The sequence below is a fragment of the Paenibacillus sp. JT22N1 genome, assembly GCF_059692155.1.
Genome location: NZ_JCAUAW010000006.1, coordinates 84,302 through 109,850, shown reverse-complemented (window position 1 = coordinate 109,850; position 25,549 = coordinate 84,302). Strand labels below are relative to the sequence as shown.

General features: G+C 46.5%; 16 protein-coding genes. 15 read left to right on the top strand and 1 reads right to left on the bottom strand.

All coding sequences use genetic code 11. The features are described from left to right. Window positions 1-22: 22 nt before the first annotated feature. The 10 genes from AC58UU_RS13570 (at window position 23) to AC58UU_RS13525 (ending at window position 14,504) form a co-directional block, all read left to right on the top strand. Window positions 23-1,087 carry a sialidase family protein gene (locus AC58UU_RS13570; protein WP_497316395.1) on the top strand — a complete coding sequence of 355 codons (1,065 nt, stop codon included), beginning with the start codon at window positions 23-25 and terminating at the stop codon, window positions 1,085-1,087. Window positions 1,088-1,111: 24 nt separating this feature from the next. Beyond that, a complete protein-coding gene (locus AC58UU_RS13565; RefSeq protein ID WP_057301704.1) occupies window positions 1,112-2,002 on the top strand; it encodes an AraC family transcriptional regulator in 891 nt (296 codons plus the stop codon). 69 nt (window positions 2,003-2,071) lie between these two features. After that, window positions 2,072-3,094 (top strand): dienelactone hydrolase family protein, encoded by a 1,023-nt coding sequence (locus tag AC58UU_RS13560; RefSeq protein WP_497316393.1) that lies wholly within the window; start codon window positions 2,072-2,074, stop codon window positions 3,092-3,094. A 112-nt stretch (window positions 3,095-3,206) separates the two neighbouring features. After that, window positions 3,207-4,328 carry an ABC transporter ATP-binding protein gene (locus AC58UU_RS13555; RefSeq protein WP_497316391.1) on the top strand — a complete coding sequence of 374 codons (1,122 nt, stop codon included), beginning with the start codon at window positions 3,207-3,209 and terminating at the stop codon, window positions 4,326-4,328. A 15-nt stretch (window positions 4,329-4,343) separates the two neighbouring features. After that, complete coding sequence (locus tag AC58UU_RS13550; protein WP_497316390.1) at window positions 4,344-7,310, top strand: extracellular solute-binding protein; 2,967 nt, start codon at window positions 4,344-4,346, stop codon at window positions 7,308-7,310. Continuing rightward, window positions 7,297-8,271, top strand: coding sequence for a carbohydrate ABC transporter permease (locus tag AC58UU_RS13545; RefSeq protein WP_497316388.1), 975 nt, complete (start codon window positions 7,297-7,299; stop codon window positions 8,269-8,271). The genes AC58UU_RS13550 and AC58UU_RS13545 overlap by 14 nt, the downstream gene beginning before the upstream one ends. Further along, window positions 8,272-9,171 carry a carbohydrate ABC transporter permease gene (locus AC58UU_RS13540; RefSeq protein ID WP_497316386.1) on the top strand — a complete coding sequence of 300 codons (900 nt, stop codon included), beginning with the start codon at window positions 8,272-8,274 and terminating at the stop codon, window positions 9,169-9,171. A 34-nt stretch (window positions 9,172-9,205) separates the two neighbouring features. After that, window positions 9,206-10,639 (top strand): DUF5060 domain-containing protein, encoded by a 1,434-nt coding sequence (locus AC58UU_RS13535; protein ID WP_497316385.1) that lies wholly within the window; start codon window positions 9,206-9,208, stop codon window positions 10,637-10,639. A gap of 28 nt (window positions 10,640-10,667) precedes the next feature. Then, window positions 10,668-12,122 (top strand): DUF5605 domain-containing protein, encoded by a 1,455-nt coding sequence (locus tag AC58UU_RS13530; protein ID WP_497316812.1) that lies wholly within the window; start codon window positions 10,668-10,670, stop codon window positions 12,120-12,122. A 21-nt stretch (window positions 12,123-12,143) separates the two neighbouring features. After that, entirely contained in the window at window positions 12,144-14,504 is a 2,361-nt protein-coding gene (locus tag AC58UU_RS13525) for a glycoside hydrolase family 95 protein (RefSeq protein WP_497316383.1), read from the top strand. Window positions 14,505-15,561: 1,057 nt separating this feature from the next. Here AC58UU_RS13525 and AC58UU_RS13520 read toward each other — a convergent pair. Further along, window positions 15,562-16,242 carry a putative endonuclease domain-containing protein gene (locus AC58UU_RS13520; protein WP_497316382.1) on the bottom strand — a complete coding sequence of 227 codons (681 nt, stop codon included), beginning with the start codon at window positions 16,240-16,242 and terminating at the stop codon, window positions 15,562-15,564. A gap of 528 nt (window positions 16,243-16,770) precedes the next feature. On the opposite strand from AC58UU_RS13520, the gene AC58UU_RS13515 reads away from it, so the two are divergent. The 5 genes from AC58UU_RS13515 to AC58UU_RS13495 are packed head-to-tail and all read left to right on the top strand — an operon-like array spanning window position 16,771 to window position 25,526. Next, window positions 16,771-17,868, top strand: coding sequence for a Gfo/Idh/MocA family protein (locus tag AC58UU_RS13515; protein WP_497316380.1), 1,098 nt, complete (start codon window positions 16,771-16,773; stop codon window positions 17,866-17,868). Next, on the top strand, window positions 17,865-18,713 hold the full coding sequence (locus AC58UU_RS13510; RefSeq protein WP_497316378.1) for a sugar phosphate isomerase/epimerase family protein: 849 nt from the start codon (window positions 17,865-17,867) through the stop codon (window positions 18,711-18,713). The genes AC58UU_RS13515 and AC58UU_RS13510 overlap by 4 nt, the downstream gene beginning before the upstream one ends. A gap of 3 nt (window positions 18,714-18,716) precedes the next feature. Further along, complete coding sequence (locus AC58UU_RS13505) at window positions 18,717-20,372, top strand: hypothetical protein (protein ID WP_497316377.1); 1,656 nt, start codon at window positions 18,717-18,719, stop codon at window positions 20,370-20,372. Then, window positions 20,353-23,493 (top strand): glycosyl hydrolase 2 galactose-binding domain-containing protein, encoded by a 3,141-nt coding sequence (locus AC58UU_RS13500; protein WP_497316375.1) that lies wholly within the window; start codon window positions 20,353-20,355, stop codon window positions 23,491-23,493. The genes AC58UU_RS13505 and AC58UU_RS13500 overlap by 20 nt, the downstream gene beginning before the upstream one ends. Continuing rightward, a complete protein-coding gene (locus AC58UU_RS13495) occupies window positions 23,448-25,526 on the top strand; it encodes a hypothetical protein (protein WP_497316373.1) in 2,079 nt (692 codons plus the stop codon). The genes AC58UU_RS13500 and AC58UU_RS13495 overlap by 46 nt, the downstream gene beginning before the upstream one ends. Window positions 25,527-25,549: the final 23 nt, after the last annotated feature.

Genomic DNA, 25,549 nt, shown 5'->3' with positions numbered 1-25,549 from the left:
GCGGACAAGGAGTGTGTTCTAAATGAAACGTTTCAATGGAGTTGTCGTACAGTCGGAGACGGATCCGTATCTGAGGGAAGCTTTCCTTCCTATTCCGTATCCAAATGACAACCATGCCGCCAATTTGCTGGAACTTGACAACGGCGACCTGCTCTGTGTGTGGTTTTCGGGCAGTGGGGAGGGTAATCCTGATACAAATGTCTTAATGTCGAGATTCCCTGCCGGATCCAATCAATGGACTTTTCCGGTGCAGCTTTCGGGTGATCCGGAACGATCCGAGCAAAATCCGATTCTTCATCAAGCGCTAGATGGCAAACTTTGGCTGTTCCATACATCCAACGAGCCCCATAATCAAAAAACCTCAAGGATTGTTTATCGCATATCGGAAGACCACGGATTAACTTGGAGTCCGACTGAGGTTTTGTTTGACGGTCTGGGCATATTTCTGAGGCATCCTCTGCTCGTGCTCAAAAATGGCGATTGGCTGCTCCCGACGTATTACTGTAAGCTTGACGGGCACTACAGCGTTGTGCAAATCAGCTCGGATCAAGGGAAAACATGGAAGGAATTCGAAGTGCAGGGAAGCACTCATAGGGTGCAAATGAACGTTGTTGAATTAAACGATGGTACGCTCTATGCAATGTTCCGAAGCCGCCAAGCGGACCGTATCTATACAAGTTTTTCTCACGACAACGGAAAAAGCTGGACGGTTCCCGTCAAGAGTGAACTGCCGAACAACAATTCCTCGATGCAGTTCATCAAGCTGCAGAACGGCCATCTGGCTTTGATCTATAACAACTCCACGATGGAGCGTGACCAATTCAGGTGGGTCCAAAGGAAGGGCGAATTCCGCAAAAAACCGCTGCGTACACCGCTTACGTTAGCCATCTCAGAAGACGAAGGAAAAACATGGCCTTATTTCAGAAACGTACAGATGGCGGATTTGGAGTACAAAGATAGCGAAATCGGGTATTCATACCCTTCGATTATCTCCACGCGTGATGGTAAGATTCATATTGCTTTTTCATATTTACGTAAAGGAATCAAACATGTTTGTCTAGAGGAAGAATGGGTAAAAGAGGGTTGAAATTATGTGCTGGAGGTGATGGTCATGAATGGTAGAATTGGTCATTTAAGTGGAGACTTGTTTTTTGACGGAAAGATGGATATTTTCATAAATCGTGAATTGGAATCGTTTACAACCACCCAGCACACGCATGATTTCGTTGAAATCAGTTATGTGGGGGAAGGAAGCGGTTATCACTACATTGAAGATCAAGTGATTCCGATTAAACAGGGAGATCTGTTTGTGATTCCAATTGGAACATCACATGTATTTAGGCCGTCATCTCCGACGCAGGATAAAATGCTCGTCATATATAACTGCATTTTCCGAGTTGGGCTAATGGAGAACTGGATGCATCTTCTGCAGGAAGAATCTCACACCTACAATTCCATCACGTTTCCATGTAAGTGTCCGGAGCGGTGGCTGCATTTTCAAGATAAGCATGATACATTCTCAACGATCGTTGACAATATGTACCGTGAATATTTGAAGCGGAGCACCGGCTTTGAGACCATTCTGACCGCTTTGCTGATCCAAATGCTGGTGATGCTGCAGCGCTTTGAATTGAAGAATGAATCGGAGGCTGTTCCTTTTCGGATGTTGGAAGAAGTCGTACATTTCATCAAATCCCATTACACACAAAACCTTACGGTTCAGCATGTGGCGGATTACTTTTTTTTAAGTGCCAGTCATTTTCAACGCTTATTTAAAAAATCAACGGGACTGTCTTTCACGCAATACTTGCAAAACGTACGCATTCAAAAATGCTGCGAACTGTTGAAATCTTCCGATATTCCGATTTATCAAATCGCCAATCAAGTCGGTTATCAGGATATGAAGTTTTTCCATGCTCTATTCCGTAAAAAAACAGGGGTAACGCCTCGACAATATCGACAAAATTTCCAAGAGTTCGAAGATAAAGCTATAACGTATTAATTTGGGTGGGGGCTGACCATAGCTATGGAACAGCTCTTTTTTTAATTTATTAAAGTGGAGGAATAATCGATGTGGAATCCGGATGACTACTTGGAACATGTATATAACAACATGAATGATGAATCTAGGCATGCGCTCAAAAAGCCATGGAACGAAAGAAAAGCCGATGTACGGTCAAAACTACTTGAAAGTTTGGGGGAAATCCCCGATACGGCAGGTGAATTGAATCCCATTGTACTCGAGAGGATGGATAAAGGAGATCACTATCTAGAGCGTGTCATTTATACGACTGATATAAACCTTCAGGTTGCTGCATTCATACTGATTCCGAAACGGCTCATGGGTAGAGCGCCGACCGTGCTTGCATGGCACGGACACGGATACGGAAGCAGGGAGATCGTCGGTTTAAAGCCAGACGGAACCACGGATGACGCGCCCCCGGGCATCCATCAGCATTTTGCTTTGAAACTTGTACAAAGGGGTATGATCGTCGTAGCGCCCGAGATCATCGGGTTCGGTGATCGTAGGCTGTCGGCGGACAAGGATAAGGATCCGAAAAAAAGCAGTTCCTGCTTTTCGCTTGCTTCCCGTCTGCTGCTTTATGGAAAAACGTTAGCCGGTCTGCGGATTTATGAGGCAATCAGATCACTTGATTATTTGTTAACTCGAGAGGATGTAGATCCGAATCGGATCGGATGCATGGGATTTTCCGGTGGTGGTTTAATTGCTTCGCTCACTTCCGCTCTGGACGAACGTGTTAAGGCTACCGTTATTTGTGCGTTTACAAGCACTTTTAGAGGAAGCTTATTAGCAATGAATCATTGCATTGACAATTATTTACCCTCGATTCTTCCTTACGCGGATCTTCCTGAGTTGATCGGACTGATCGCACCGAGAGCGCTGTTTGTCGAATCGGGAATCGAAGACCCGCTATTTCCAGTTGCTTCTGTACAGGAAGCAGTATTCAAACTTAAAGAGATTTATTATGCGGAGGGAACGGGGAAGGAATTCGAAGTTGATCTTTTTCCAGGAAAACATGAAGTGTGCGGAAGACAATCATACGATTGGTTAGCACGTCAGTTGAAAGCATGATTCACCTATAGAGTAAGCAATCATCACCTATAAGTTAAAAAGTCGATGGATGTATAATGAACTGAAACCGTTATCATCGGGAAGTTTGAAACAGACTATCGGAGGTGCCGCAATGGGGCGCATTCTTTTGAATCACGTAGAAAAACGTTATGGTAAAGATGGTGGATATGCTGTTAAAGATTTCCATTTGGAAATACACGACGGAGAATTTCTTGTCATGGTAGGTCCGTCTGGCTGCGGTAAATCTACGACACTCAGGATGATCGCCGGCTTGGAGGATATAACATCAGGAGAACTTTATATCGGAGATCAATTGGTCAACCATTTGCCGCCGAAGGATAGGGATATTGCGATGGTATTTCAAAATTACGCCTTATACCCGAACATGAGTGTGTACGAAAATATCGCGTTCGGATTGCGCTTACGTAAAATGCCAAAACATGAGATCGATCAGGCTGTCAAAAAATCGTCGAGGATATTGGAAATTGAACCATTTCTGGACAGGAAGCCTAAGCAGCTCTCCGGCGGCCAGCGTCAACGTGTAGCCCTCGGCCGAGCTATAGTCCGTGATCCTCAAGTTTTCTTAATGGATGAGCCTCTATCCAATTTGGATGCTAAACTGAGAGTCCAAATGAGAACGGAGATCATAAAGCTTCACAAGCAGCTTGGCGTGACGATGGTGTACGTGACGCATGATCAGGTGGAAGCAATGACAATGGGACATCGCATCGTCGTTATGAAAGACGGGATTATCCAGCAGGTAGACACACCTCAAAAGATTTACAATCATCCGAGAAATATGTTCGTCGCCGGATTTATCGGCACGCCCCCGATCAATTTAATTGAGGGGAAAATTATGGAAAGCACGGACGGCAAGCTAGAGTTTCATACTAACCGATATTATTTGGAAATTCCTGCGAGTCAGTCGAACGTTTTAAAGATGAAAAACAAAGTAAACAGAACCGTCGTTTTAGGAATTCGCTGTGAGAATATCCATGTAAATCCGGCTGTGAGTGATGCTACCTCCTATGCTCAAATTAACGGGATTCAAAAGATCAACGAATTGATGGGGGCGGATATGTATTTGTACATGGATATCGGAATGCCCAATCTACTGATTGTTCGAACCCGAGCCGATCACAACTTTGAGGAAAACGAGAAGCTTATTCTATCTCTCGATATGCAGAAAGCACTATTTTTCGATAAAGATTCAAAGGACAATCTATTGTACTAAATATACAGCGGAGGGATGAAGTTGAAGGTGTTTTTTCGAACCCGGGTATGGATTTCAACGATGCTGGCGCTCGTATGTATGCTCAGTCAAACGCTTCCCGGTTTAGCGGATACAAGCCTTTCATCAGGGACAGATTCGAAGACAACGAGCATGGAAAATCAGGCGAATTCATCCAAGCAACTGGATCCTTATTATTTTGAAAAGCTTGATCAGTGGAAAAAGGAAGGAGCTTCGACCGATCACATGGGGAAAATGACCATACCCGGCTCGAAGCTGGTCGGTCAGTCGGATAACGCGAATGTTTCTATTGGATCCTATAACGAGAAAAACGGCGTTTTGATCTGGAGTGCCATAAGGGATGAATGGATCGAATACGAAGTGGACGTGGCGCAAGGCGGGTTGTATACGATCGAAATGTCATACAATCCTTTTGTTGGTACGAAATACCGCAAGCCGATAGCGTTGAATCTGACCGTTGATGGTTCAAGCCCCTACTTGGAATCGAAAACAGTCGAGTTATACCGACATTGGAAGGATAAGTTTCCGATTCACAAAGACGATAAAGGCGATGAGATTCGCCCAACAGCTGATGATAAATCCGGATGGTTATCTTGGGAACTGCGCGATTTGTCCGGCGTATACGAAGATCCGCTAACCTGGTATTTGAAGCCAGGGAAGCACAGAATCCGGTTGGCGGGTAGCGATCCGTTTGCACTTGAATCCATAACGTTAAAAGCGCCAGACAAAACAACCGACTATAATACCGTAAAAAGCGAGTGGCCAACAGGTGCTCCTACTGTACAAGCGGACCCGATCGTGATCGAAGCCGAACAGATGCAATGGAAGAACGATTCATCCATATCGCTGGCATATGATAATGATATCGCTACTACACCCAGTGAACGTGGGCATATTACTTACAATGTGATAGACGGTTCCCGGTGGTCATCGACTAATCAAGAAATCAGCTGGAACTTCGACGTACCGGAAACCGGTTACTACAAAATTGCGATGCGCGCGGATCAATCGTACGTATCTAACCGCTCTTCGTTCCGTCAGATTATGATCAACGGTAAAGTGCCGTTTTCGGAACTAAAAGCCTATCGGTTTATGTATTCATCCGGCTGGAAAGGTACTACACTGGCCGACGATCAGGACAATCCGTATGAATTTTACTTGGAAAAAGGAACCAATACGATCTCGATGCGCGTCACATGGGCTCCACTCGGTTCGATTTCTTCCGATTTGGATCATACGATAAGAGAATTGTCTAAGCTATCCGCTGATTTAAGAACGCTGACCGGCGGGGTGGACGATAAAAACCGGACGTGGGATTTCAAAAAAGACTTACCCACTTTTGTCGAGCAATTGCAAAGTGTACACGATGATTTGAACGGGGTTCGCACGCGTATGGCAACCATTAATGGTCGTCCAGATGCTGTTGCGCAAGCGCTTGTCACCGTACAGAAAGATATGGAAGACTTGCTGAGAAACCCTGATGAAATTCCGTATAATGCAAGCATCTTGAACAGGCTGCAAGGCAGGGTGGCCGAACAAATCAAGCAGCTCACCTATCAGCCTCTCCAATTGGATCGTATTTATGTCGTGCCTGCTGAGCAGCCGCTTCCGAAGATGTTACCGACCTTTTACGAAAAATGGGAAGGGGCAATCATTAATTTTATCGATTCCTTTAAATCAAAAAGAACGACAAACAAGGAAGAGATGGTGCTTGATGTCTGGATGCTCCGAGGACGGGATTACGTCAATATGCTGCAAGGTTTGGCTGATGAAATGTTTACACCGCAAACCGGAATCAAAGTCAGAGTGAATCTGCTTAAAGATGAGAAACTGCTTGTCATGATGAATGCCGCAGGAATTGCGCCTGACGTCGCGTTAGGCTTGCAGCAGCATATTCCGTTCGACTATGCGATTCGCGGTGGGATCTATAATCTGAAGCAATTTCCGGACTTCGATGAATACTATAAGCAGTTTTCCCCGGGAACGTGGCCGGCTTTCTATTATAATGGCGGTTACTACGCCGTACCGGAAACACAGGAGTTCCGGGTCATGTACTATCGGAAAGATATTTTGCAAAAATTGGATTTGAAAGTACCGGACACTTGGGATGATCTTTACAAGATGCTTCCTGTGCTGCAGCAGAACGGTATGAACTTTACGCCGGTAAATGATCACGGTATATTCCTGCAGATGCATGGAGCGGAATACTATTTGCAAGACGGCTCGAAAACGGGGCTGACTTCGGAGAAGAGCTTCAATGCGTTCAAGCAATGGACCGAGCTGCAAAACAAATATGCGATCGATCAACAAATGGATAGCTTTTACCAGCATTTCAGGGAGGGGTCGTATCCACTCGGTATTGCCGATTTGAATACGTATCTACAATTGAATGTAGCGGCTCCCGAGCTGAATGGATTGTGGGGCGTAGCTCCTGTTCCCGGTGAACGGCAGAATGATGGAACGGTAGCCAGGTGGATGGGCGGAAACATGTATTCTTCGATGATTATGAAAAACGCCAAACATCCGAAGGAAGGTTGGGAGTTTCTGAAATGGTGGACTTCGGCGGAAGTACAGGAAAGGTTCGGCACTGATTTGGAAACGCTCAACGGTGTGACGTTCCGCTGGTTTACATCGAATATGGATGCGTTCACTCAGCTTCCTTGGAAGGAAGATGATCTGCAAGCGATTTTGGAGCAATGGAGATGGTACAGGGAAGTTCCGAATGTACCAGGCGGCAGCTATCTAATGGAGCGCGAATTGAAAAATGCATGGAACCGAACCGTGATTGACGGGATGAACTATCGGACTTCGCTCGAACTTTCCGCGAAAGAATTGGACCGCGAAGTCCAAAGAAAACTGCAGGAATTTAAATTTGTCGACGGAAACGGAAAAATGGTAAGGTCATTGGACTTGCCGGTTATTACAAAGCCGTGGGAAGGGGTGGATAAGTATGTTAAAAAGTGAGCCGCTAGTGCTGCCTAGTGTTCATACTTCCACAAAACGAGTGAATAAAAAGGATCGTACGCTGCTGCAAACGATTTGGTCATACCGGGTGTCTTATTTGTTCATAGCGCCATTTATGATCTGTTTCATTCTTTTTATCTTCCTTCCTGTTCTTTCTGCGATCGTACTTAGCTTTACGTATTATAATTCCATTGAACCTCCCCGATTCGTAGGATGGGACAATTTCCGTTACATGTTATCCCAGGATTTGACTTTGCTAAAATACGCGCTGCCGAACACCATTACATTTGCCTTACTCGTCGGACCAGGTGGATATATGGCAGCTTTTTTACTAGCGTGGCTGATTTCGATCCTACCCGGCATATATCGTAAATGGTTTACACTTGCTATGTATACACCTTCCTTGGCAGGCACAATAGCAATTGGAATTATATGGGTTCCTATGCTATCTAGCGATCGAATTGGTTACTTGAACAGTGTTCTTCTTAAATTCGGGCTCATTAGCGAACCCATTTTGTGGGCTACAAGCAAAGAGTATTTGATGAGTTCCATGGTCTTTGTCACGCTATGGAAAAGTATGGGGATTGGCTTCCTAGCCATGCTTGCCGGCATTTTGAATGTGAATCCGGAGCTATACGAGGCAGGTAAGCTGGACGGCATACGCAGCAGACTGGAAGAAATTTGGTATATAACGATTCCCTCCACAAAGCCGCAAATGTTGTTCGGAGCTGTCATGGCTATTGTCGGAGCGATTCAATCCGGAGAAATAGGGCAGACTCTTTCGGGCATGAATCCGACTCCGCAGTATTCGGGCCATGTTCTTCTGACTCATATGCACGACTATGGATACACCCGTTTTGAGCTCGGTTATTCGACGGCATTATCCGTACTTCTGCTTATATTTATTTACTTTGCTAACAAGCTATGCGAGAAGCTGTTCGGCACGAAGGAGGGCGAATAAATGAGCGTAGCTGGAACTCTTCGAAATTTCAATTCGTGGCGAGTACGGAAAAGGCCGCGCAGATTCAGTCATATGGAAAAAATATCAATTGTCATTCTCGTTTTGATGAGTATTTTTTTGCTGCTGCCTTTGGTCTATATATTCAATCATGCCTTTAAGCCATATGAGGAATTGTTCATTTATCCGCCGAACATATTCGTAAGGCATCCTACTCTTCAAAGCTTTATGGAACTAGCGTCCATAACGAAGGGTACGGCAGTTCCGATCACGCGATATTTGTTTAACAGTGTGATTGCCACCGCACTGGGTGTTACTGCAATCGTTATTGCAAGTGCCATGTGCGCTTATCCGATTTCCAAGCATAAATTTCCTGGGCATAAGATGATATTCGCAACGATACTTTTAACACTGTTGTTCGTTCCTGAAACGGTCTCGATTCCCAGATATTTGATCATCAGCCATTTGGGCATATTTAACACGTATTGGGCACATGTCCTTCCGCTCGTAGCTGTGCCGACAGGCGTTTTTCTGATGAAACAGTTCATCGATCAACTCCCAGATGAATTGCTCGATTCTGCCCGGATGGACGGGGCTAAAGAGTTTACACTTTTTTTAAGAATCGTTATTCCCGTCGTTATGCCTGCGATTATGACAGTCAGCATCATTGCATTTAACTCGGCATGGCTTAGCACGGAAGCATCGGAAAACTTTATTCAGGATGAGGAATTAAAAACATTTCAGTTCTATGTGCAAACTTTGACCTCCGGTTTGGCGAACAGTGTGTCAAGGCAAGGTGCTGCGGCTGCGGCTGCGATGATCCTATTTTTACCGAATTTCATGATGTTTTTGGCGTTCCAAAGTAAGGTCATCGCGACAATGGCACATTCGGGTATCAAGTAATGATCATAACGGATTGAGGGGGGATAACGTACCGATGGGCATTCAACAAAACGGGCGAGAAGTGGATAAATGGGGATGGTTTGAGCTGACGTTAAAAGGACCGTCCGAAGGCAATCCGTTTCAAGAGGTTCAGCTATCCGCCCGATTTCAATACAAGAACCTCGTTATAGAGCCTGATGGCTTTTACGATGGTAACGGAACGTACCGGATCCGCTTCATGCCTGATCGAATTGGTGTTTGGCGCTATGTTACCCACAGCAATCATGGTGATCTTGATGGTCATTACGGCGAATTCGAATGCATGGAGCCGTCCCCCGGGAACCATGGTCCTGTGCGGGTAAAGGATCATTATTTATTCACATATGAGGACGGTACGCCGTATATGCCGTTCGGCACTACCTGCTATCACTGGACCCATCTCGGAGACGAGCGGCTTGAGGAGCTTACACTAGAATCATTGAAAGATTCTCCGTTCAATAAAGTGAGGATGTGTCTTTTGCCTACGAGGGATATGAAACCTCCTCTTCGGTTGGCTTTTGACGGAACATGTCCGGAAGACGTGGATAAAAAGAGGTTCAATACTGAATTTTTTGTCCATTTAGAAAAGCGGATCGATGATTTGATGCAGCTCGGCATAGAGGCCGATCTCGTCTTATTTCATCCCTACGATAAAGGGTTTTGGGGCGTCGATAACATGGACGCGGAATCCGATACCTTTTACTTACGCTACGTGATCGCACGTCTTTCCGCTTTCCGGAACGTATGGTGGTCACTTTGCAATGAGTACGACTTTAATACATTCAAGACGGTCGACGATTGGGATCGATTGATCCAATTCGTACAACATAAAGATCCATACCAACATCTTCGTTCGATCCATAACGGTACGAAGATGTACAAATCTTCCTGGTTGTACGATTTCTCCAAGCCTTGGATTACTCATCAAAGCATACAGCACTGGGATGCGGAGCTTACAACAAGCTGGCGGGAGGCGAATCTGAAACCGATCGTCATTGACGAAATATCCTATGAAGGCAACAGCTCTAGACGTTGGGGCAATATTTCTGGAGAGGAAATGACCCACCGATTTTGGGAAGCCATATCTCGAGGCGGGTTTGTCGGACATGGTGAATCGTTCATCGATCGGGAGACAAGAGCCTGGATATCCTCCGGGGGTAAATTGTACGGAGAGAGTACGGAGAGAATCGCTTTTTTGCGAAAAATTATGGAGGAAGGTCCCGCAGATTGGATGAAAGCTTGGCAGCAAAGAAATTATGGGCTTCAGTATTTCGGTCATCACCAGCATGCCTATAAGTTCATTGATCTCCCTGAAAATGCTTCCTACCATATCGAGATTATCGATACTTGGAACATGACTATTACACCGGTTAAAGGCACGTTTCGCGGACGAAGCAGGGTCGACCTCCCCGGAAAACCTAATCTCGCATTGCGCATTTTGAAGGTTTGAGCAGAAAACCCGGAAGGAGGAGGTCAGACTGATAGGAACCAAGGTAATTGAACGCTGGGGTGTGTTTGAGCTGACACTGGAAGGTCCCTCAGATGGAAACCCGTTCACAGACATACGTCTCTGCGCCATATTCAAGAAGGAACTGCATTATGCTGAAGCGGAAGGATTTTACGATGGCAACGGGAAATACCATATCCGGTTTATGCCGGAGGAAGAAGGGGTATGGTCGTATGCAACGTCAAGCAATTGTTCGGATCTGGACAGGATATCGGGAGAGTTTACCTGCACCAACCCAGCAGCCGGCAATCACGGACCTATTCGGGTAAAGAATGCTGTTCATTTTCAGTATGCGGATGGAACTCGGTTCACACCGTTTGGCACGACGTCTTATGTATGGCATTTGCAAAGTGATGAACTTCAGGCGCAAACGCTGCTTACGCTGCAGAATTCGCCATTTAACAAAATCCGCATGTGTGTGTTGCCGAAAAACGATGGGTCTAATTACACTGAGCCAAGTACCTATCCTTTTGAAGGCTCGTCAGAACAAGGATTCGATTATAGCCGTCTTCGTCCGGATTATTTTGCCCATTTGGAGAAGAGGGTAAAGGATTTAGCAGATTTGGGCATACAGGCGGACCTCATTTTATTTCATCCGTACGACGAGGGACGTTGGGGCTTCGATGAGATGTCTTCGGATGAGGACGATCGTTATCTACGCTATGTCATCGCACGTCTTGGCGCATACCACAACGTATGGTGGTCGCTCGCTAATGAATACGATTTAATGAGGGATAAAAAAACCGAGGATTGGACGCGTTTATTTCGTATTGTTCAGGAGTACGATTATGGCGGACATTTGCGCTCGATCCATAATTGTCAAACATGGTATGACTTCGGAGTTCCATGGGTGACGCATGCGAGTATCAAACATACCGACGTGAGAATTGCATCGGAATGTACCAAACATTATGGAAAACCGGTCATTATCGATGAATGTGATTACGAGGGAAATCTGGATACCAAGTGGGGCAGTTTGACCCCTGAAGAGTTAGTTTGCCGGATTTGGGAAGGAAATTGCCGTGGAGGCTATGTTACTCACGGAGAAACGTATTTGAATGCGGAGCAAGTGCTCTGGTGGTCGCATGGAGGGGAACTTCATGGAAGAAGCGTTCGGAGAATCGAATTTATGCGCGGCATTCTTGAGGATGCGCCGGCTCATATGACATACAGCAGTGATCGGCTTGATGCCGCAACGTTGGAGGTAAGAGGAGAATATTACTTACAGTACTTTGGCCCGCATCGTTTTGCATTCCGCGAATTTGCACTGCCAGATGGGAAATATGAAGTTGATCTGATTGATACATGGAACATGACCATCACGCCGCTTAGTGGGACATATGAAGGTCGATTCCGAATTGATTTGCCTGCAAAGCTTTATTACGCATTGCGAATACGAAAAATGAACGATTCGTCTAATAAATAGCTTAATCAAGGAGAGATGTCATTGGAACATTTGCGGAAATCAACTGGTAGTACAAAGCTGTGGTATGAAAAACCGGCAAAAACGTGGAATGAGGCATTACCGATCGGCAACGGACGTCTGGGTGCGATGATATTTGGAAAAGTAAATCAAGAACGGCTGCAATTGAACGAAGACTCGGTTTGGTACGGCGGACCGGTCAACGGAGACAATCCGGATGGTCGGCGATATTTTCCGGAAGTAAGGCGTTTATTAAGTAAAGGGAAACAAATTGAGGCAGAAGAACTGGCGCAAATGGGGTTAATGTCCAATCCCAAATCCATGCGTCCATATCAACCGTTGGGTGATTTGCATTTCTACCACGACGGGGAAAAAAAGATGATTTCCAATTATTACAGGGATTTGGACATTGAACAGGGTATCGCCCATGTCAGCTATTGTCTAAACGATGTTCAGCACGAAAGGGAATTGTTCAGCAGTGCGGTCGATCAGGTGATGGTTATCAGGATCACGTGCAATCGGCCTGCAACATTGAATCTCAGGATGCATTTGAGCCGAAGACCGTTTGATGAAGGTACGCAAAGGATAGCCAACGATACATTGGTGATGAGCGGAGAAAGCGGAAAAAACGGAGTGACGTACTGCACAGCAGTAAAAGCTGTTCCAGAAGGCGGAACGGTGGATGCTATCGGTGATTTCCTCACTGTTCATCAGGCGGAAGCTGTTACCATCTATCTTTCGGCTGCAACAACATTTCGACATGAGGACCCACAAGCAGAGTGCATTCAACAGCTGGTTCATGCAGCAAGCAAGGGATATGAGCGGGTAAAGAAGGATCACGTATCAGATCATGCCTCCAAATTTGGGCGTGTAAAGCTGGAACTGGGCCGTCCCGAAGATGCCGGTGAAACCGAAGTACTACCCACCGATGCTAGGTTGCAGCGATACAAAGATGGCGGGGAAGATCCCGGGCTCATTTCGCTGTTTTTCCAATATGGCCGTTATTTGCTTATGGCCAGTTCCCGCCCCGGTTCAAATCCTGCGAATTTGCAGGGCATTTGGAATGAAAGCTTTACTCCGCCGTGGGAGTCCAAATATACGATTAATATTAACACGGAGATGAATTACTGGCCTGCTGAAATTTGTAATTTGTCCGAATGCCATGAGCCGTTATTTGATTTGATCGATCGCATGCGTCCTCATGGCAGGAAAACGGCGCAAAAGGTGTACGGCTGCGGAGGGTTCGTCGCTCACCATAATACTGACATGTGGGGATCAACTCAAATTGAGGGGAACCATATACCAGGTTCGATTTGGCCGATGGGGGCTGCTTGGTTATCTCTGCATCTCTGGGAACATTACCGGTTCGGTTTGGATGAATCATTTCTCCGAGAACGGGCGTATCCGGTTATGAAGGAAGCGGTTGAATTCTTCCTGGACTATTTGTTTGAAGATGAAAAGGGTCGTCTTGTTACCGGTCCTTCCACTTCTCCCGAAAATAAATTCATCGGTCCCGACGGAAGTGTAGGATGTCTGAGTATAGGTCCTTCGATGGATACCCAAATCATTTATACATTAATCAGTGCATGTATAGAGGCTGCCGATATTCTTCAAACGAATGAAACGATACGGCCGAAATGGGAAACTACACTTCACAAGCTGCCGCAGCCGCAAATCGGTAAACACGGACAGCTGCAGGAATGGGTGGAGGACTGGAATGAAGTGCATCCGGGCCACCGTCACATCTCTCATTTGTTCGCGCTCCATCCCGGTGAAATCATTCATGCAAGACATACGCCGGAATGGGCGCAAGCGGCCAGACGGACGCTGGAACGCAGGTTGGAGCACGGGGGCGGCCAAACGGGATGGAGCCGGGCTTGGATCATTAATTTTTTTGCGCGCTTGGAGGACGGGGAACAATCCTATGAGCATGTTCGCTTGCTGCTTTCCCTCTCGACACTACCGAATTTGTTCGACAATCATCCGCCTTTTCAGATTGACGGTAATTTCGGCGGAACGGCGGGAATTGCCGAGATGCTTCTGCAATCGCACCGTGGGGAGATTGCACTGCTTCCGGCTTTACCGAAGGCATGGATGCGTGGTAAAATCAGCGGTTTTCGCGCCCGTGGCGGTTTCGAGATCGAGATGGAATGGGAGGAAGGCGAGCTTACGCGCTGTGTCATTAAAGCGACGAAAAGCCAATTATGCACAGTAACGTGCAGAAGCCCGCAGTCGTCTCTTATCGTGGAAATGGATGGGATGCCGGTTAAAACCATATCTTCAGAGTTTTTGACTAAGTTTGAGGCTGTTGAGGGTAAGACTTACGTGCTGATAGCGGAGAAACAAAGCAAAGCGTTGATTGGGAAATTGGTTAGTAATTCGTAGTTTTATAATAGGATCATGCTCAAGGCCACCGCTATCGGTGGCCTTGTTTGTCGCATAGTCTATCGCTCAGACATCTTCGGCGGCTTTTTGGACAGCCTTTTTCGCTGCAATGATGTATTTCATCATTAGAATCAAGTTGAGGTAGTAATGCGATTGCTGCATCGATGTTTTACATTGTTATGAGGGGGATTGGGAGTATGACGGGTCATAAAAGACTGATTGAACGATGTTTTACATTGTTGCAAGGGAGCTCAGTCTTCGTTTCTATGCTGTAACGATACTTTTAATCATTGTGTCATAGGTCGGCAGACTCTGGGTGTACAGCCTATCGCTCAGACATCTTCGGCGACTTTTAGGACAGCCTCTTTTGCTGCAATGATGTATTTCATCATTAGAATCAAGTTGAGGTAACAATGCGATTGCTGCATCGATGTTTTACATTGTTGCAAGGGAGCTCAATCATCGTTTTAATGCTGTAACGATACTTTTCATCGTTGTGTCAAAGGTCGACAAACTCTGCGTGCACTGTTTATCGTATACTACCTATCTCTCAGACATCTTCGGCGACTTTTTGCACAGCCTTTTTGCTGCAATGATGCATTTCATCGTTAGATTCAAGTTGAGATAGCATTGCGATTGCTGCAACGATGTTTTACATCGTTAGGAGGGGGATTGGGAGTATAACGGCTCATAAAAGATTGATGGAACGATGTTTTACATTGTTGCATGGGAGCTCAATCATCGTTTTAATGCTGTAACGATATTTTTCATCATTGCGTCACAGGTTGGCAAACTCTGCGTGCACTGATTATCGTGTACTACCTATCTCACAGACATTTTCGGCGACTTTTTGCAGAGCCTTTTTGCTGCAATGATGTATTTCATCGTTAGATTCAAGTTGAGGTAGCATTGCGATTGCTGCAACGATGTTTTACATCGTTAGGAGGGGGATTGGGAGTATGACGAATCATAAAAGATTGATGGAACGATGTTTTACATTGTTGCAAGGGAGCTCACTCTTCGTTTCTATGCTGTAACGATATTTTTCATCATTGCGTCACAGGTCGGCAGACTCTGCTGTTATGGAATGTGATAAGAGATAGACGTACATTCGTTTCTTACCGCGTGCGCCAGGGATAAGTATTCCCTTTGAGAGCAAGCTGCGGAGCAGAGTGCGTGCTTTTTGCTGCTCAACATTTAACGCCGTACATACGTCACCCGGTTTTACTTTTCTATTGCTGCGGAGCGCCATTCGAATAATCTCTCTTTCTTCGACAGAACAACTGTTGTACCTACCTGAGTGACTGCTTCCAAACCATTTTCCCATGAATTGATGGATCATTTGCTCGCACATTCTAGGTTTGTCTTTCACATCATCGAAGGAGAAGCGGAGCAATTTCCAGCCATCGAGCATCAAATGATTCTGCCGAATCCATTGATCGGAAAACTGAGAGCGTGTAATCTTCTGCAAGTGAGGGCCGTAGCCGTCGATTTCGATTGCCAACCGGACGTGCCCGCGAATGAACGCAAAGTCGATAAATCGTGTGCCGTCGCGGAAGTCCTGTATTTCATACTCAGGCACCAGATAGTCAAAGTTTGAGAATGCGGGCCACCATACTTGCTCTAAAAATAACTTTTCCGCATGACCGAGTCCTTCTGCCAAACACCTCCGCGCTTCACCTTTTCGCGACTTTACATGGTGTCTTATAAATTCCGAATAAGCAAGTTCAAAGTTCAACCATCATACCTCCTTAGGAAAAAATAAAGCCGCTCCCCAGTCAGGATAACCTGAAACCGGGCAGCGGCGTGTGCTTCACAACCGTATATCTATTGAAATATTATAGCACAAAGCTGAAATCTATGGCTACTTGTAACTTTGTCTACTTTTGGAATAGATAAAGAAAAAACCATCGTAATCGGTATCCTTGTTTGTTGTGTGCGCATGGAGAAATAGAATGGAATCTTGAAAGAGAAGATTAACTGAATTGTCCCAAAACATAGCTGAAATTATGAACCGAGATATCCTGCCATGAAGATTTGCTTTTCAAATACAATTCAGTTTAGTTTGGTTTGGTTTGGAAGATGTAGTACATTAACAGCCCTCCAAAACTTACCCTCAACGAACTCCTGAACACGCTGTCAACAGACACATATTACACCAGCAAAATGATCTAATCATTGTGGTCGAATGATCCCTAAAAAAAGCATGAACAGCCTATAAATGTTTTTTCGTAGTGATGTAATGTAGTAATTAAGAGGTGATACCATGGAATTTATTAGACCTGAGGATTATTTGCCAAAAAAGCAACATAGTCCGGACTTGAAGAAATACGGAATCGGCTTGATCGGCTGCGGGAGCATCGCGAATACGGCGCATTTACCCGCCTATCGTAAGTATGGATTGCATATTGCGGCTGTCTGCGACGTCAACGAGGAAGCGGCACGCGCAACAGCGCAAAAATTTGATATTCCGTTCTGGACGACTAATGTTAATGAACTATTGCAAAATGAAGAAGTAGGCGTTATAGATTTGGCTATCCATCCTGAACCGAGACTGGAAGTGCTGAAACTGATCGGCAAGGCACCTCGGCCGGTATTATGCCAAAAGCCGTTAGCGTTGGATTTGGATCATGCTCAAGTGCTTAGTCAAGAGGCGAATCGGCTGGGTATCGTGCTTGGCGTGAACCAACAGGCTCGCTGGGCTCCGGCTCACAAAGCGCTGAAGATGGTACTTGAGCAGGATCTCATCGGTGAGGTATACAGCATTCACCATAATATGCGTTCATTCCAAGATCAAGCCGGCTGGTGGTGGACGAAAATGAAAAATTTCAATATTGTCGATCACGGGGTCCACTATGTGGATTTGTGCCGATATTTTAACCCTAATCCCGAAGAAGAGTGGTCCCGGGTACACTGCACGACAGCCCAGCTGAAGCAGCAAAACGCGATTGATCCACTGATCTACTCGGCAAGCGTCGAGTTTGGTCCGAAAGGCGGACGAAACCCGCTCATGGCTTCGCTTCATTTTAATAATATTGCTAAAGCAAGCCGTTCCCATAGCAATACATGGTGGATTGACGGGACAGAAGGAAGCCTATGGTGTACGCAGGATACGCTCTATATGGCGCTAAACAAACACAAAAACGTCGTGCACGAGATCAAGCTGAAAGGAACTTGGTTCCCAGACGCCTTTGCAGGCTCAATGATCGCATTCATGACTGCTATGGAGGAAGGCAAACGTCCGCCGGTCACTCCGGAAGATAACTTGCAGACCGTGGCCATGACGACTGCAATGGTCATTTCCAGTCAAGAAGGATGTGTGGTGGAAAGAACGGACGTGTTGAAAGGAAGCGATCAATCATGAACAAACTCGGTTTTATGAGTTACATATATCTGGGCTGGAACGCGGAAGCAATCGCCGAAGACGCGAGCAAACACGGATTGGCTTATGTGCAGATCGACCCGAAGCAAGCTATGCAGGTGATGGACGATGAACCATTTTCTCTTACTCGTGCTGAAAAAATACGCACCATCTTTGAGAATAAAGGGATTTCCGTCGTAGGCCTGTCGGGATATACCAATTTACTGAATCCTAACCTTCAGAAACGGGAAGACAAATTGAAGCAGCTTGAGAAGATGATCGACCTATGTTCGGCTTATGGAACACGGTATATCGCGACGGAATCGGGAAGTCTTCACCCTACCAACGCTTGGCGTGATTTTGAAGGAAACCGGAGCCCAGAAGCATGGGATCAACTGCTAACCATTGTCGACCGTTTGCGGAACCGCGCTGTGAAGAACGATGCCGTATTATTGATAGAAGGATTTGCGCTCAATGTGCTAGCAAGTCCGGAGCAGGGGGTCCGCTTGATGGAACAGCTCGGAACCGAAGGGTTGGCGCTCATTATGGATCCTTTCAATTATTTGACGCAAGACGATTTGAGCCGACAAGACGAAGCGATGGCGAACATATTCGACTGCATTGCCCCATATTCTCCGATTGCGCATGCCAAAGATACCTACTACGGAGAAAAAGGATTCACAACGCCTCGGGTAGGGGCGGGACAAGCGGATTGGAACGTGTATGCTGCGCTGCTCGCCAGTCAATTGCCGGATGTCCCGTTGATTCTGGAGCATGCCAAGCCGGAAGAAGTAGCGGAATGTTTGGATTTGATCCGAAAATCCTTTGAAAGCGCAGTTAGGACGTGAAGAATGTCTATGACGCATAAACCGAAATTAGGGATACAGGGTCCTGTTGTTGCATATCAGGATCCGTGGGCAGGGGAAGCTTCAGAGCTTATTATGCGGACGGGAACGGGAAGTATTTGTCCGTCCCAAGACCGAAAGCCTGAGCCTGATGAATTTCTACACGCCTTGCGCGAGTTGAAAGCGGACTTTTATGTTCATCATGTGATTCCAGAAATGAAAGGGTATTCAGAGCTATTGGCAGATATCGCGGAAGCGGGATTAGACATTTGTCTCGGCAACGAATATGGAAACATTAATGGGCCCTGGACGGAAGGAACGAACCGGTACGACGTGCCCGATGAGACGATTATGCAAGCAGCGCGCTCAGGTCGGTGTATCGGACTGCTGTACGATGAACCGGAGCATCTGCAAATAAACGCCGGACAGTATCGGCAAGACGGGTGGTTCCCACATTGGGGCAGCACCAATGATATGAATTTGGAAGAGTCGCGCGCCAAGGTTGAGCGGTCGGTTATGTCCCATGTCCAGCATGTACATAGCGTCTTAGAGCAAGTCGGATCACCCCGCAGATCCATGCCTTTGATTGCGGAGCATGTGTTTCCTACCATGTTTCACACATTTGCCAGAGCGGGAATGGACATCTGCCCTAAGATTATGAAGGAATCGTTTCAATCCTTGCAGTTATCTACCGCACTGGGAGCGGCCAAACAATATGACAGAGCGCTATGGATTTGCGCCGATTTGTGGGGTCCGGATACAGGAAAGTGGTTCACCCGTTTTCAAGGATTTCCCGGTCACTCCCCGCAGGAATTTGAGTCAGCTTTAAAGATGGGCTACTTGATGGGACCGTCCCATTTGTTCGTGGAAAATATCGATGTTCTGTTCAAACATACCTCTACCGGATTTGAAACAACTGAATTCGGCGAAGTATGGAAAGAATTCGTACTTAAATTTATCCCTGAACATCCATTGTCCTGGCACCATTCGCAGGCGAATCCAGACATCGCAATCATTCATTCGGATGACGGTAATTACGGGCAGAATGAAAGGTTGTTCGGCAATAGGACACTGGCTGATTTGGGCGGGTCCCAAAGCGTGTTTCACATCTGGCATTTGCTCAGCCGAGAAACGATACCAGCTCACGGCAGCTGCATGCATATCCTAGGTTACGACTTTCCAAGACACGAATTGAAAAGAGACATAGCGTACGAACAATTCCCGTTAGAACAAGGGTATGTTTCAAGCGACGGAAGAAGGGTGCATCCATTATTTTATCCGGTTAGAAATGTCCTTACATTTGACGATAAAGTCAGCGTAGAACAGCTGGGAAGACCGAAATTGATTATGGTAGGGGGCTCATCACTTTCCTTCGAAACACTGTTTGCTGTCATCAAAAGGGCGGAAGATGGGGGAGTCGTCGTGATCGCAGAATGGCTGCTGCCTCTTGATTGTCCGGAAAAGCTTAGGAACAGTGGAAAAATGGGCTTCGGAAGGTGGATCGTCACGAACGATTTTTTGGATGAACGAGTGAAAGAAATCGTCGAGCCCTTTTTGGGGGAAGAACGCTGCTGGATGCAGCGCTTCGGCACGACAGAAGTAAGAATGTACCCTAAGGACAAGGACGGGTATACGCTCGATTTTGAAATCGCAGCTGTATGAAACGAATCCAAGCGGTATGGTTTCGGCAGAGGGGGAGATAAGTTTGGAGCAAATCAAACATCAGGATCCGTTTGCGGAGATTGCCTTTCGTGAACATCCCGGAAATAAAGACGAATTGCGGGAGATTCCTCCCGTGGCTTATGAAAAAAAATACTTCACTCCGGGATCAGAAAAAGCGTCGAACGTATCTGTTGCCACCTATGAGGAACAAATCGCGCATTTTCATGGAGAGTTGAAGCTGCTGCGTGAGAAATACCGCCCGTTTATGAGAAATTTGGCACCCTCCTCCACCATGCGCCGCAATCGACAAGCATGTAAGGAGTTTCAATTTCGCTATCAAACGTCTGAGGACGCCAACTTTACGAATGTGCTGGAGGGAGCTGGGGATTGGGAAACGGTGACGATTCCTAATTTTCGCGGACCGACGGGAGAAAACGGCAAATGGACGGGATTTTACCGCAGCGAATTTCCCTATGCTCCCGTTCCCGAAGGAAAGAGAGTCTACCTCGTATTTAAAGGGGTTGACTATAAAGCGACGGTCTATCTCAATCGTAAGTGCATTGGCAGTCACGAGGGTTTTTTCGCTCCTTTTGAGTTCGACGTGACTGACATGCTGCAGGACCTCAATACGCTAGTCGTTGAAGTGTTTAACGATTATCCGATGATGGGTGTAGGCGGTACGAAGCTGGATGGAGATAAAATATACGCGGCGACTGGCCCGGGATGGGACGATTCATACAGCGGCTGGAGCCATTGTCCACCAGGTGCAGGCATATATAATTCGGTCTATTTGGAAGAGCGGTCGTCGTTGTTTATTCAAGACATTTTTGTTCGGCCGAATATCGATGACGGCTTCGTGGAAGTATGGATTGATGTGATTAATTCGACGAATAAGCTGAAGGAAAACTTCGAATTGATTCTTGAAATCATGCCGAAAAACTTTACCGGTCAAGGAATCGGACCCATCTCGTTTCAAGCGGCTTACGCCGGTCCGGGTCTAAATTACTACCGCTACAAAGTGGATTTGCCATCATTCCGGATGTGGGAACCGGAAACGCCTTTTTTATACATGGCTCGCACTCAAGTAAAAAACCATACAGAATGTTTGGATACCCAAGACCGCACGTTCGGCATGCGAAAATTTCACATGGACGAAAAGGACACCCCAAAAGGTACGTTGTATCTCAATAACCAACCGGTTATTTTAAGAGGCGCCAATGAAATGGGGCATTTGCAGCAATGTGTTATGAACAATGATTTCGAGCAGTTAATTGACGATATTCTGATCGCGAAACTTGCTCATTTGAACTTTTACCGCATCACACAGCGTCCTGTTCAGGAAGAAATATATGACTATTTCGATATGCTCGGCATGATGCATCAATGTGATCTTCCAACGTTCGGATTTATCCGCCGCAACCAATTTGTTGAGGGGGTCCGGCAGGCAGCAGAGATGGAAAGACTGATTCGCAGTCACCCGTCTTCGGTCATGGTTTCGCTAATTAATGAGCCTTCGCGTACTGAAAAGAGGCGAAAAGGCCACCGCCATTTGCACCGGAACGAATTGGAAGGCTTCTTCGTTGCCGCCAGACAGGCGATTTTCATTGAAAATCCTGATCGTGTAGTCAAAAACGCGGATGGGGATTACAATCCTCCTACCCATGAAGGACTGCCCGATTTTCATTGTTATAACATGTGGTATACGAACAATACGATATCTGTAGGTAAAATGTATAAAGGTTTTCTTCCATCGATTAGGACGGGATGGAAAGCAGGTTGCGGGGAGTATGGCACGGAAGGTTTGGATAATGTTCAGTTGATGATGAATCGTTATCCGAAAGAATGGCTTCCATCCTCTGAGAATGAGCATTGGCTGCCAAACAAAATCAATGGAGCCCAAACCTACGGTCTGCATCGGGATTGGTACGCCGAGCAGCATACGATTCGCGAGTGGGTCGAAGCGAGCCAGAAGCACCAATGTTTGGGGACGAAGCTGATGACAGACGCATGGCGCAGAAGGGCCGATTTGGTAGTTTCCACTGCCATTCACTTGCTCATTGATGCATGGCCTGCCGGCTGGATGAAAGCTCTCGTTGGTGTTGACCGGATTCCGAAACCGGCGTACTTCACATATAAGGAATGTCTGGAACCGGTACGCATCCATCTAAGGTGCGACAGGTGGAAGGTGTATGAAGGGGAAACGTTAGAGATAGAAGCGTGGCTCTTGAACGATACAGCGAAGGATTATGACCGGTGCCGTGTCGTTGCTACGCTTAGGGATGATATCTGGGATTACGGCAATTATGAAATGACAGGCCCTGTGCCTAAGACGATGTCCAGATATGCAGGTACGATCAGCTTTTCGGTTCCATCGCTATCAGATAGACAGAACTTGTACATGGATGCTTGCTTGCTGGATGAAAACGGGAAATTGATAAATAAGGAAAGATTTTCTTTTGAGGCATTTGCGAAAATGAGACACCCGAAATCGCAGAAGACCGCTTTTCTAGATGCGGAATCAGAACTGCTCTGCTCCCTGCTACACATAGAAGGCAAATCTTATGACGGAGATACGCATAAAGAGGGCTCACTTGTCGTTTCTTCGAAAGAAGTATTTGATTGCCATCGGACATCCATCCTCGAGAAGGTCCAGAGTGGAGCCACAGCCGTTTTGATTCTACGTGGTCCAGGCAGTGACTCTTGGGATATCGAAAATACGACGGTCAGAACGGTCAAATTACGTGGGATGTATACCTTAGCCGTTCAAACTGATGATCAGCACTTGCAGTGGATGAAAGCGGACGATTTCTCCTATTTTTATCATTTGACGAACGACAGGATAGATGGGATAACCAATTGTTACCTGCAAGGAGAAGGCATCGAACCGATTGTGTTCGCCTACGACACTCAGGTTGAACCGAGTGGTAAACAAAAGCTTCCTGTAGTGGGAAAGAAAACGCTTGGAAAAGGCCAAATCTTCTTCGTATGCTTACCGTTGTCGGGTAGAGTAGGATTTAACCCAACGCTAGATCGATTCTTGATTTCCTTATTGAACGAGAGAGGAGGGGACGATAATTGTACGCAATTGTTAGCCGAGACAAGCAAAAGCGGGCAGAAATAGTGGACACAAGTAATGGAGCACAGCTCATTCTGCGAAACGATGGCGAGCAGTCCCCTCATTTCGTGGGACATTTGGATGAGATGTTCATTTGTTCCTTCGGAAGACCATGGCGTTCAGAATTTGTGCGGTTAGAGGATGTACAAATCACCTCCGAGTCGGATTTGATCCGAATTCGTGGGAAAATGGAAGCGTTAACCTTCACGATGGAGCTAGCCTTCGACGAGCATCATTTATTGAAAATAAATGCGACTTGGGAAAATCGGACGGATCGAACGCTGCATGATGTAGCTGCGGGATTCCTATTCGTACTGCCAAGGTGGAGTAAGGAAATAGTTACGATTCCCCACATGATCTATAACAACAATCCTTCCGCTGATCCGAGCCGAGTTGTCCCTCGACTTGGACTAGGTCCTGACAAAGGATTTATTTGCGAAGAACACCGATTACCGATCCCCTGTGTGAATGTGGAGTGGACGGAAGCTGCCGAGGCTCGTTTCTTCTCCTTGTTTTCGGTACCTGCGTACATGGAATCAGAGGATGGAGTCGTGCACTACGGCTCACTTGGAGCGGTCCAAGAGGAACATCGAACGATGCTGGCAGCCTTGAGCGGAGTCCTGATGTTTAATGGCGAGAAGGATATATATTATGTAGGTAAAAACAAAACAGGACCTTATAACGGCGGTTATATGGACATCATTCCCGGTTTTTCATTAACTAAACAATACGCTCTGGATTGGGGAGCTGTTGCTCATCCCGGGCAGGGATTCCGCGAAATCGTTCGCAAAGGCATGGAGCTGTTTGCACCGGTAGGGGCAAAACCGCTCGCACTCGAAGAGATGATCCAGCTGAAGAAGAACGCTCTGGACGATAGATGGAGGACTGGCGAACATGGGGCCGCTGGCTATGTGAAATTTTCCGATTCAAATGAGTTCGGCAACGTTTCTAAACATCCTCTGCACTATATGTACGGGTGGACAGGACAATGCTTGAAGCTGGCATGGTGCGACGCCAAGTTAGGGTTTGTCCAAGGACAGGAAGAACGAATCTACCATTGCGAACAGGCGGTTGATTTTTATTTGCGCGAAAGCCGTACCGACGTTTCCGGAATCAGACACGGTTCCTACCGTCTAGTGGATGGGCAATGGGATGACTTCAATTGGAATAAGCAGGCTGTCGTTTCCAGCCGTGCTCTTGGGGAAACCATAGCCGATTTGGCGGAAATCATCCTTCTGTTCCGGGAAATGGGCAGGGAGATTCCAACTTCCTGGGTGGAGGCTCTTCACGAATCGGCCGACTTCTTTCTCGTCGGTGCCCTACCGTCAGGCATTTATCCGGCAGCCTGGCTGCTCGATGGCAGCTCAGCGGAAGATAGGATTACAGCGGCCGGTCTGCCTTGCTTGATCGCTGTCGTGAAAGCCTACCGGGTTACAGGTGAAAAACGTTATTTGGATGCTGCCGAAACGATGATGCAGCGTTATTATGAGCTTCATATTAAGACATTCGAACGGCCGTTTGCTCGTTCTACGCTCGATGCGAACTGTGAGGATAAGGAAGCTGGCATGTACTTCTTCCTGGCTGCTTATGAATTGTTTGTCATAACAAAAAATAAGCACTTCTGTGAATGGGCCGAAATTTCGGGGGATTGGCTGCTTACTTACGTTTATATATGGAATCCGGTGTTTGATCGGGGATCACAGTTCAGGAATACGGGGTTTACCGCCACTGGATGGCCGGGAGTCAGTGTGCAGAATCATCATCTTGACGTGTTTTTTCCGACCTTCGAATTTTGGCATTTTGGTCGGTTAACTGGCAAAACGCAATATGAGCGTTTAGGACGAATGGTGTTCGATGCCATGGGGCAGGGAATATGTACGAAACCTGGAGAATGGAATTTTACCGTGGTTGGCGAACAGGGAGAAGGCTTTTTCCAAACGCATTGGCATCACAGGGGACATAGTAACAAATGGAATCCATCCTGGGTGACTGCGCTTGTTCTGCATAATGCCTTACGATTCCGAGATGCTGTTGAATGATAATAAAGATTGGGGGACAATCA

What these genes read in the sequence shown, in the direction of transcription:
- AC58UU_RS13570 (WP_497316395.1), top strand. Translation starts at nt 23, where the DNA reads ATGAAACGTTTCAATGGAGTTGTCGTACAGTCGGAGACGGATCCGTAT.
- AC58UU_RS13565 (WP_057301704.1), top strand. Translation starts at nt 1,112, where the DNA reads ATGAATGGTAGAATTGGTCATTTAAGTGGAGACTTGTTTTTTGACGGA.
- AC58UU_RS13560 (WP_497316393.1), top strand. Translation starts at nt 2,072, where the DNA reads ATGTGGAATCCGGATGACTACTTGGAACATGTATATAACAACATGAAT.
- AC58UU_RS13555 (WP_497316391.1), top strand. Translation starts at nt 3,207, where the DNA reads ATGGGGCGCATTCTTTTGAATCACGTAGAAAAACGTTATGGTAAAGAT.
- AC58UU_RS13550 (WP_497316390.1), top strand. Translation starts at nt 4,344, where the DNA reads ATGAAGTTGAAGGTGTTTTTTCGAACCCGGGTATGGATTTCAACGATG.
- AC58UU_RS13545 (WP_497316388.1), top strand. Translation starts at nt 7,297, where the DNA reads ATGTTAAAAAGTGAGCCGCTAGTGCTGCCTAGTGTTCATACTTCCACA.
- AC58UU_RS13540 (WP_497316386.1), top strand. Translation starts at nt 8,272, where the DNA reads ATGAGCGTAGCTGGAACTCTTCGAAATTTCAATTCGTGGCGAGTACGG.
- AC58UU_RS13535 (WP_497316385.1), top strand. Translation starts at nt 9,206, where the DNA reads ATGGGCATTCAACAAAACGGGCGAGAAGTGGATAAATGGGGATGGTTT.
- AC58UU_RS13515 (WP_497316380.1), top strand. Translation starts at nt 16,771, where the DNA reads ATGGAATTTATTAGACCTGAGGATTATTTGCCAAAAAAGCAACATAGT.
- AC58UU_RS13510 (WP_497316378.1), top strand. Translation starts at nt 17,865, where the DNA reads ATGAACAAACTCGGTTTTATGAGTTACATATATCTGGGCTGGAACGCG.
- AC58UU_RS13505 (WP_497316377.1), top strand. Translation starts at nt 18,717, where the DNA reads ATGTCTATGACGCATAAACCGAAATTAGGGATACAGGGTCCTGTTGTT.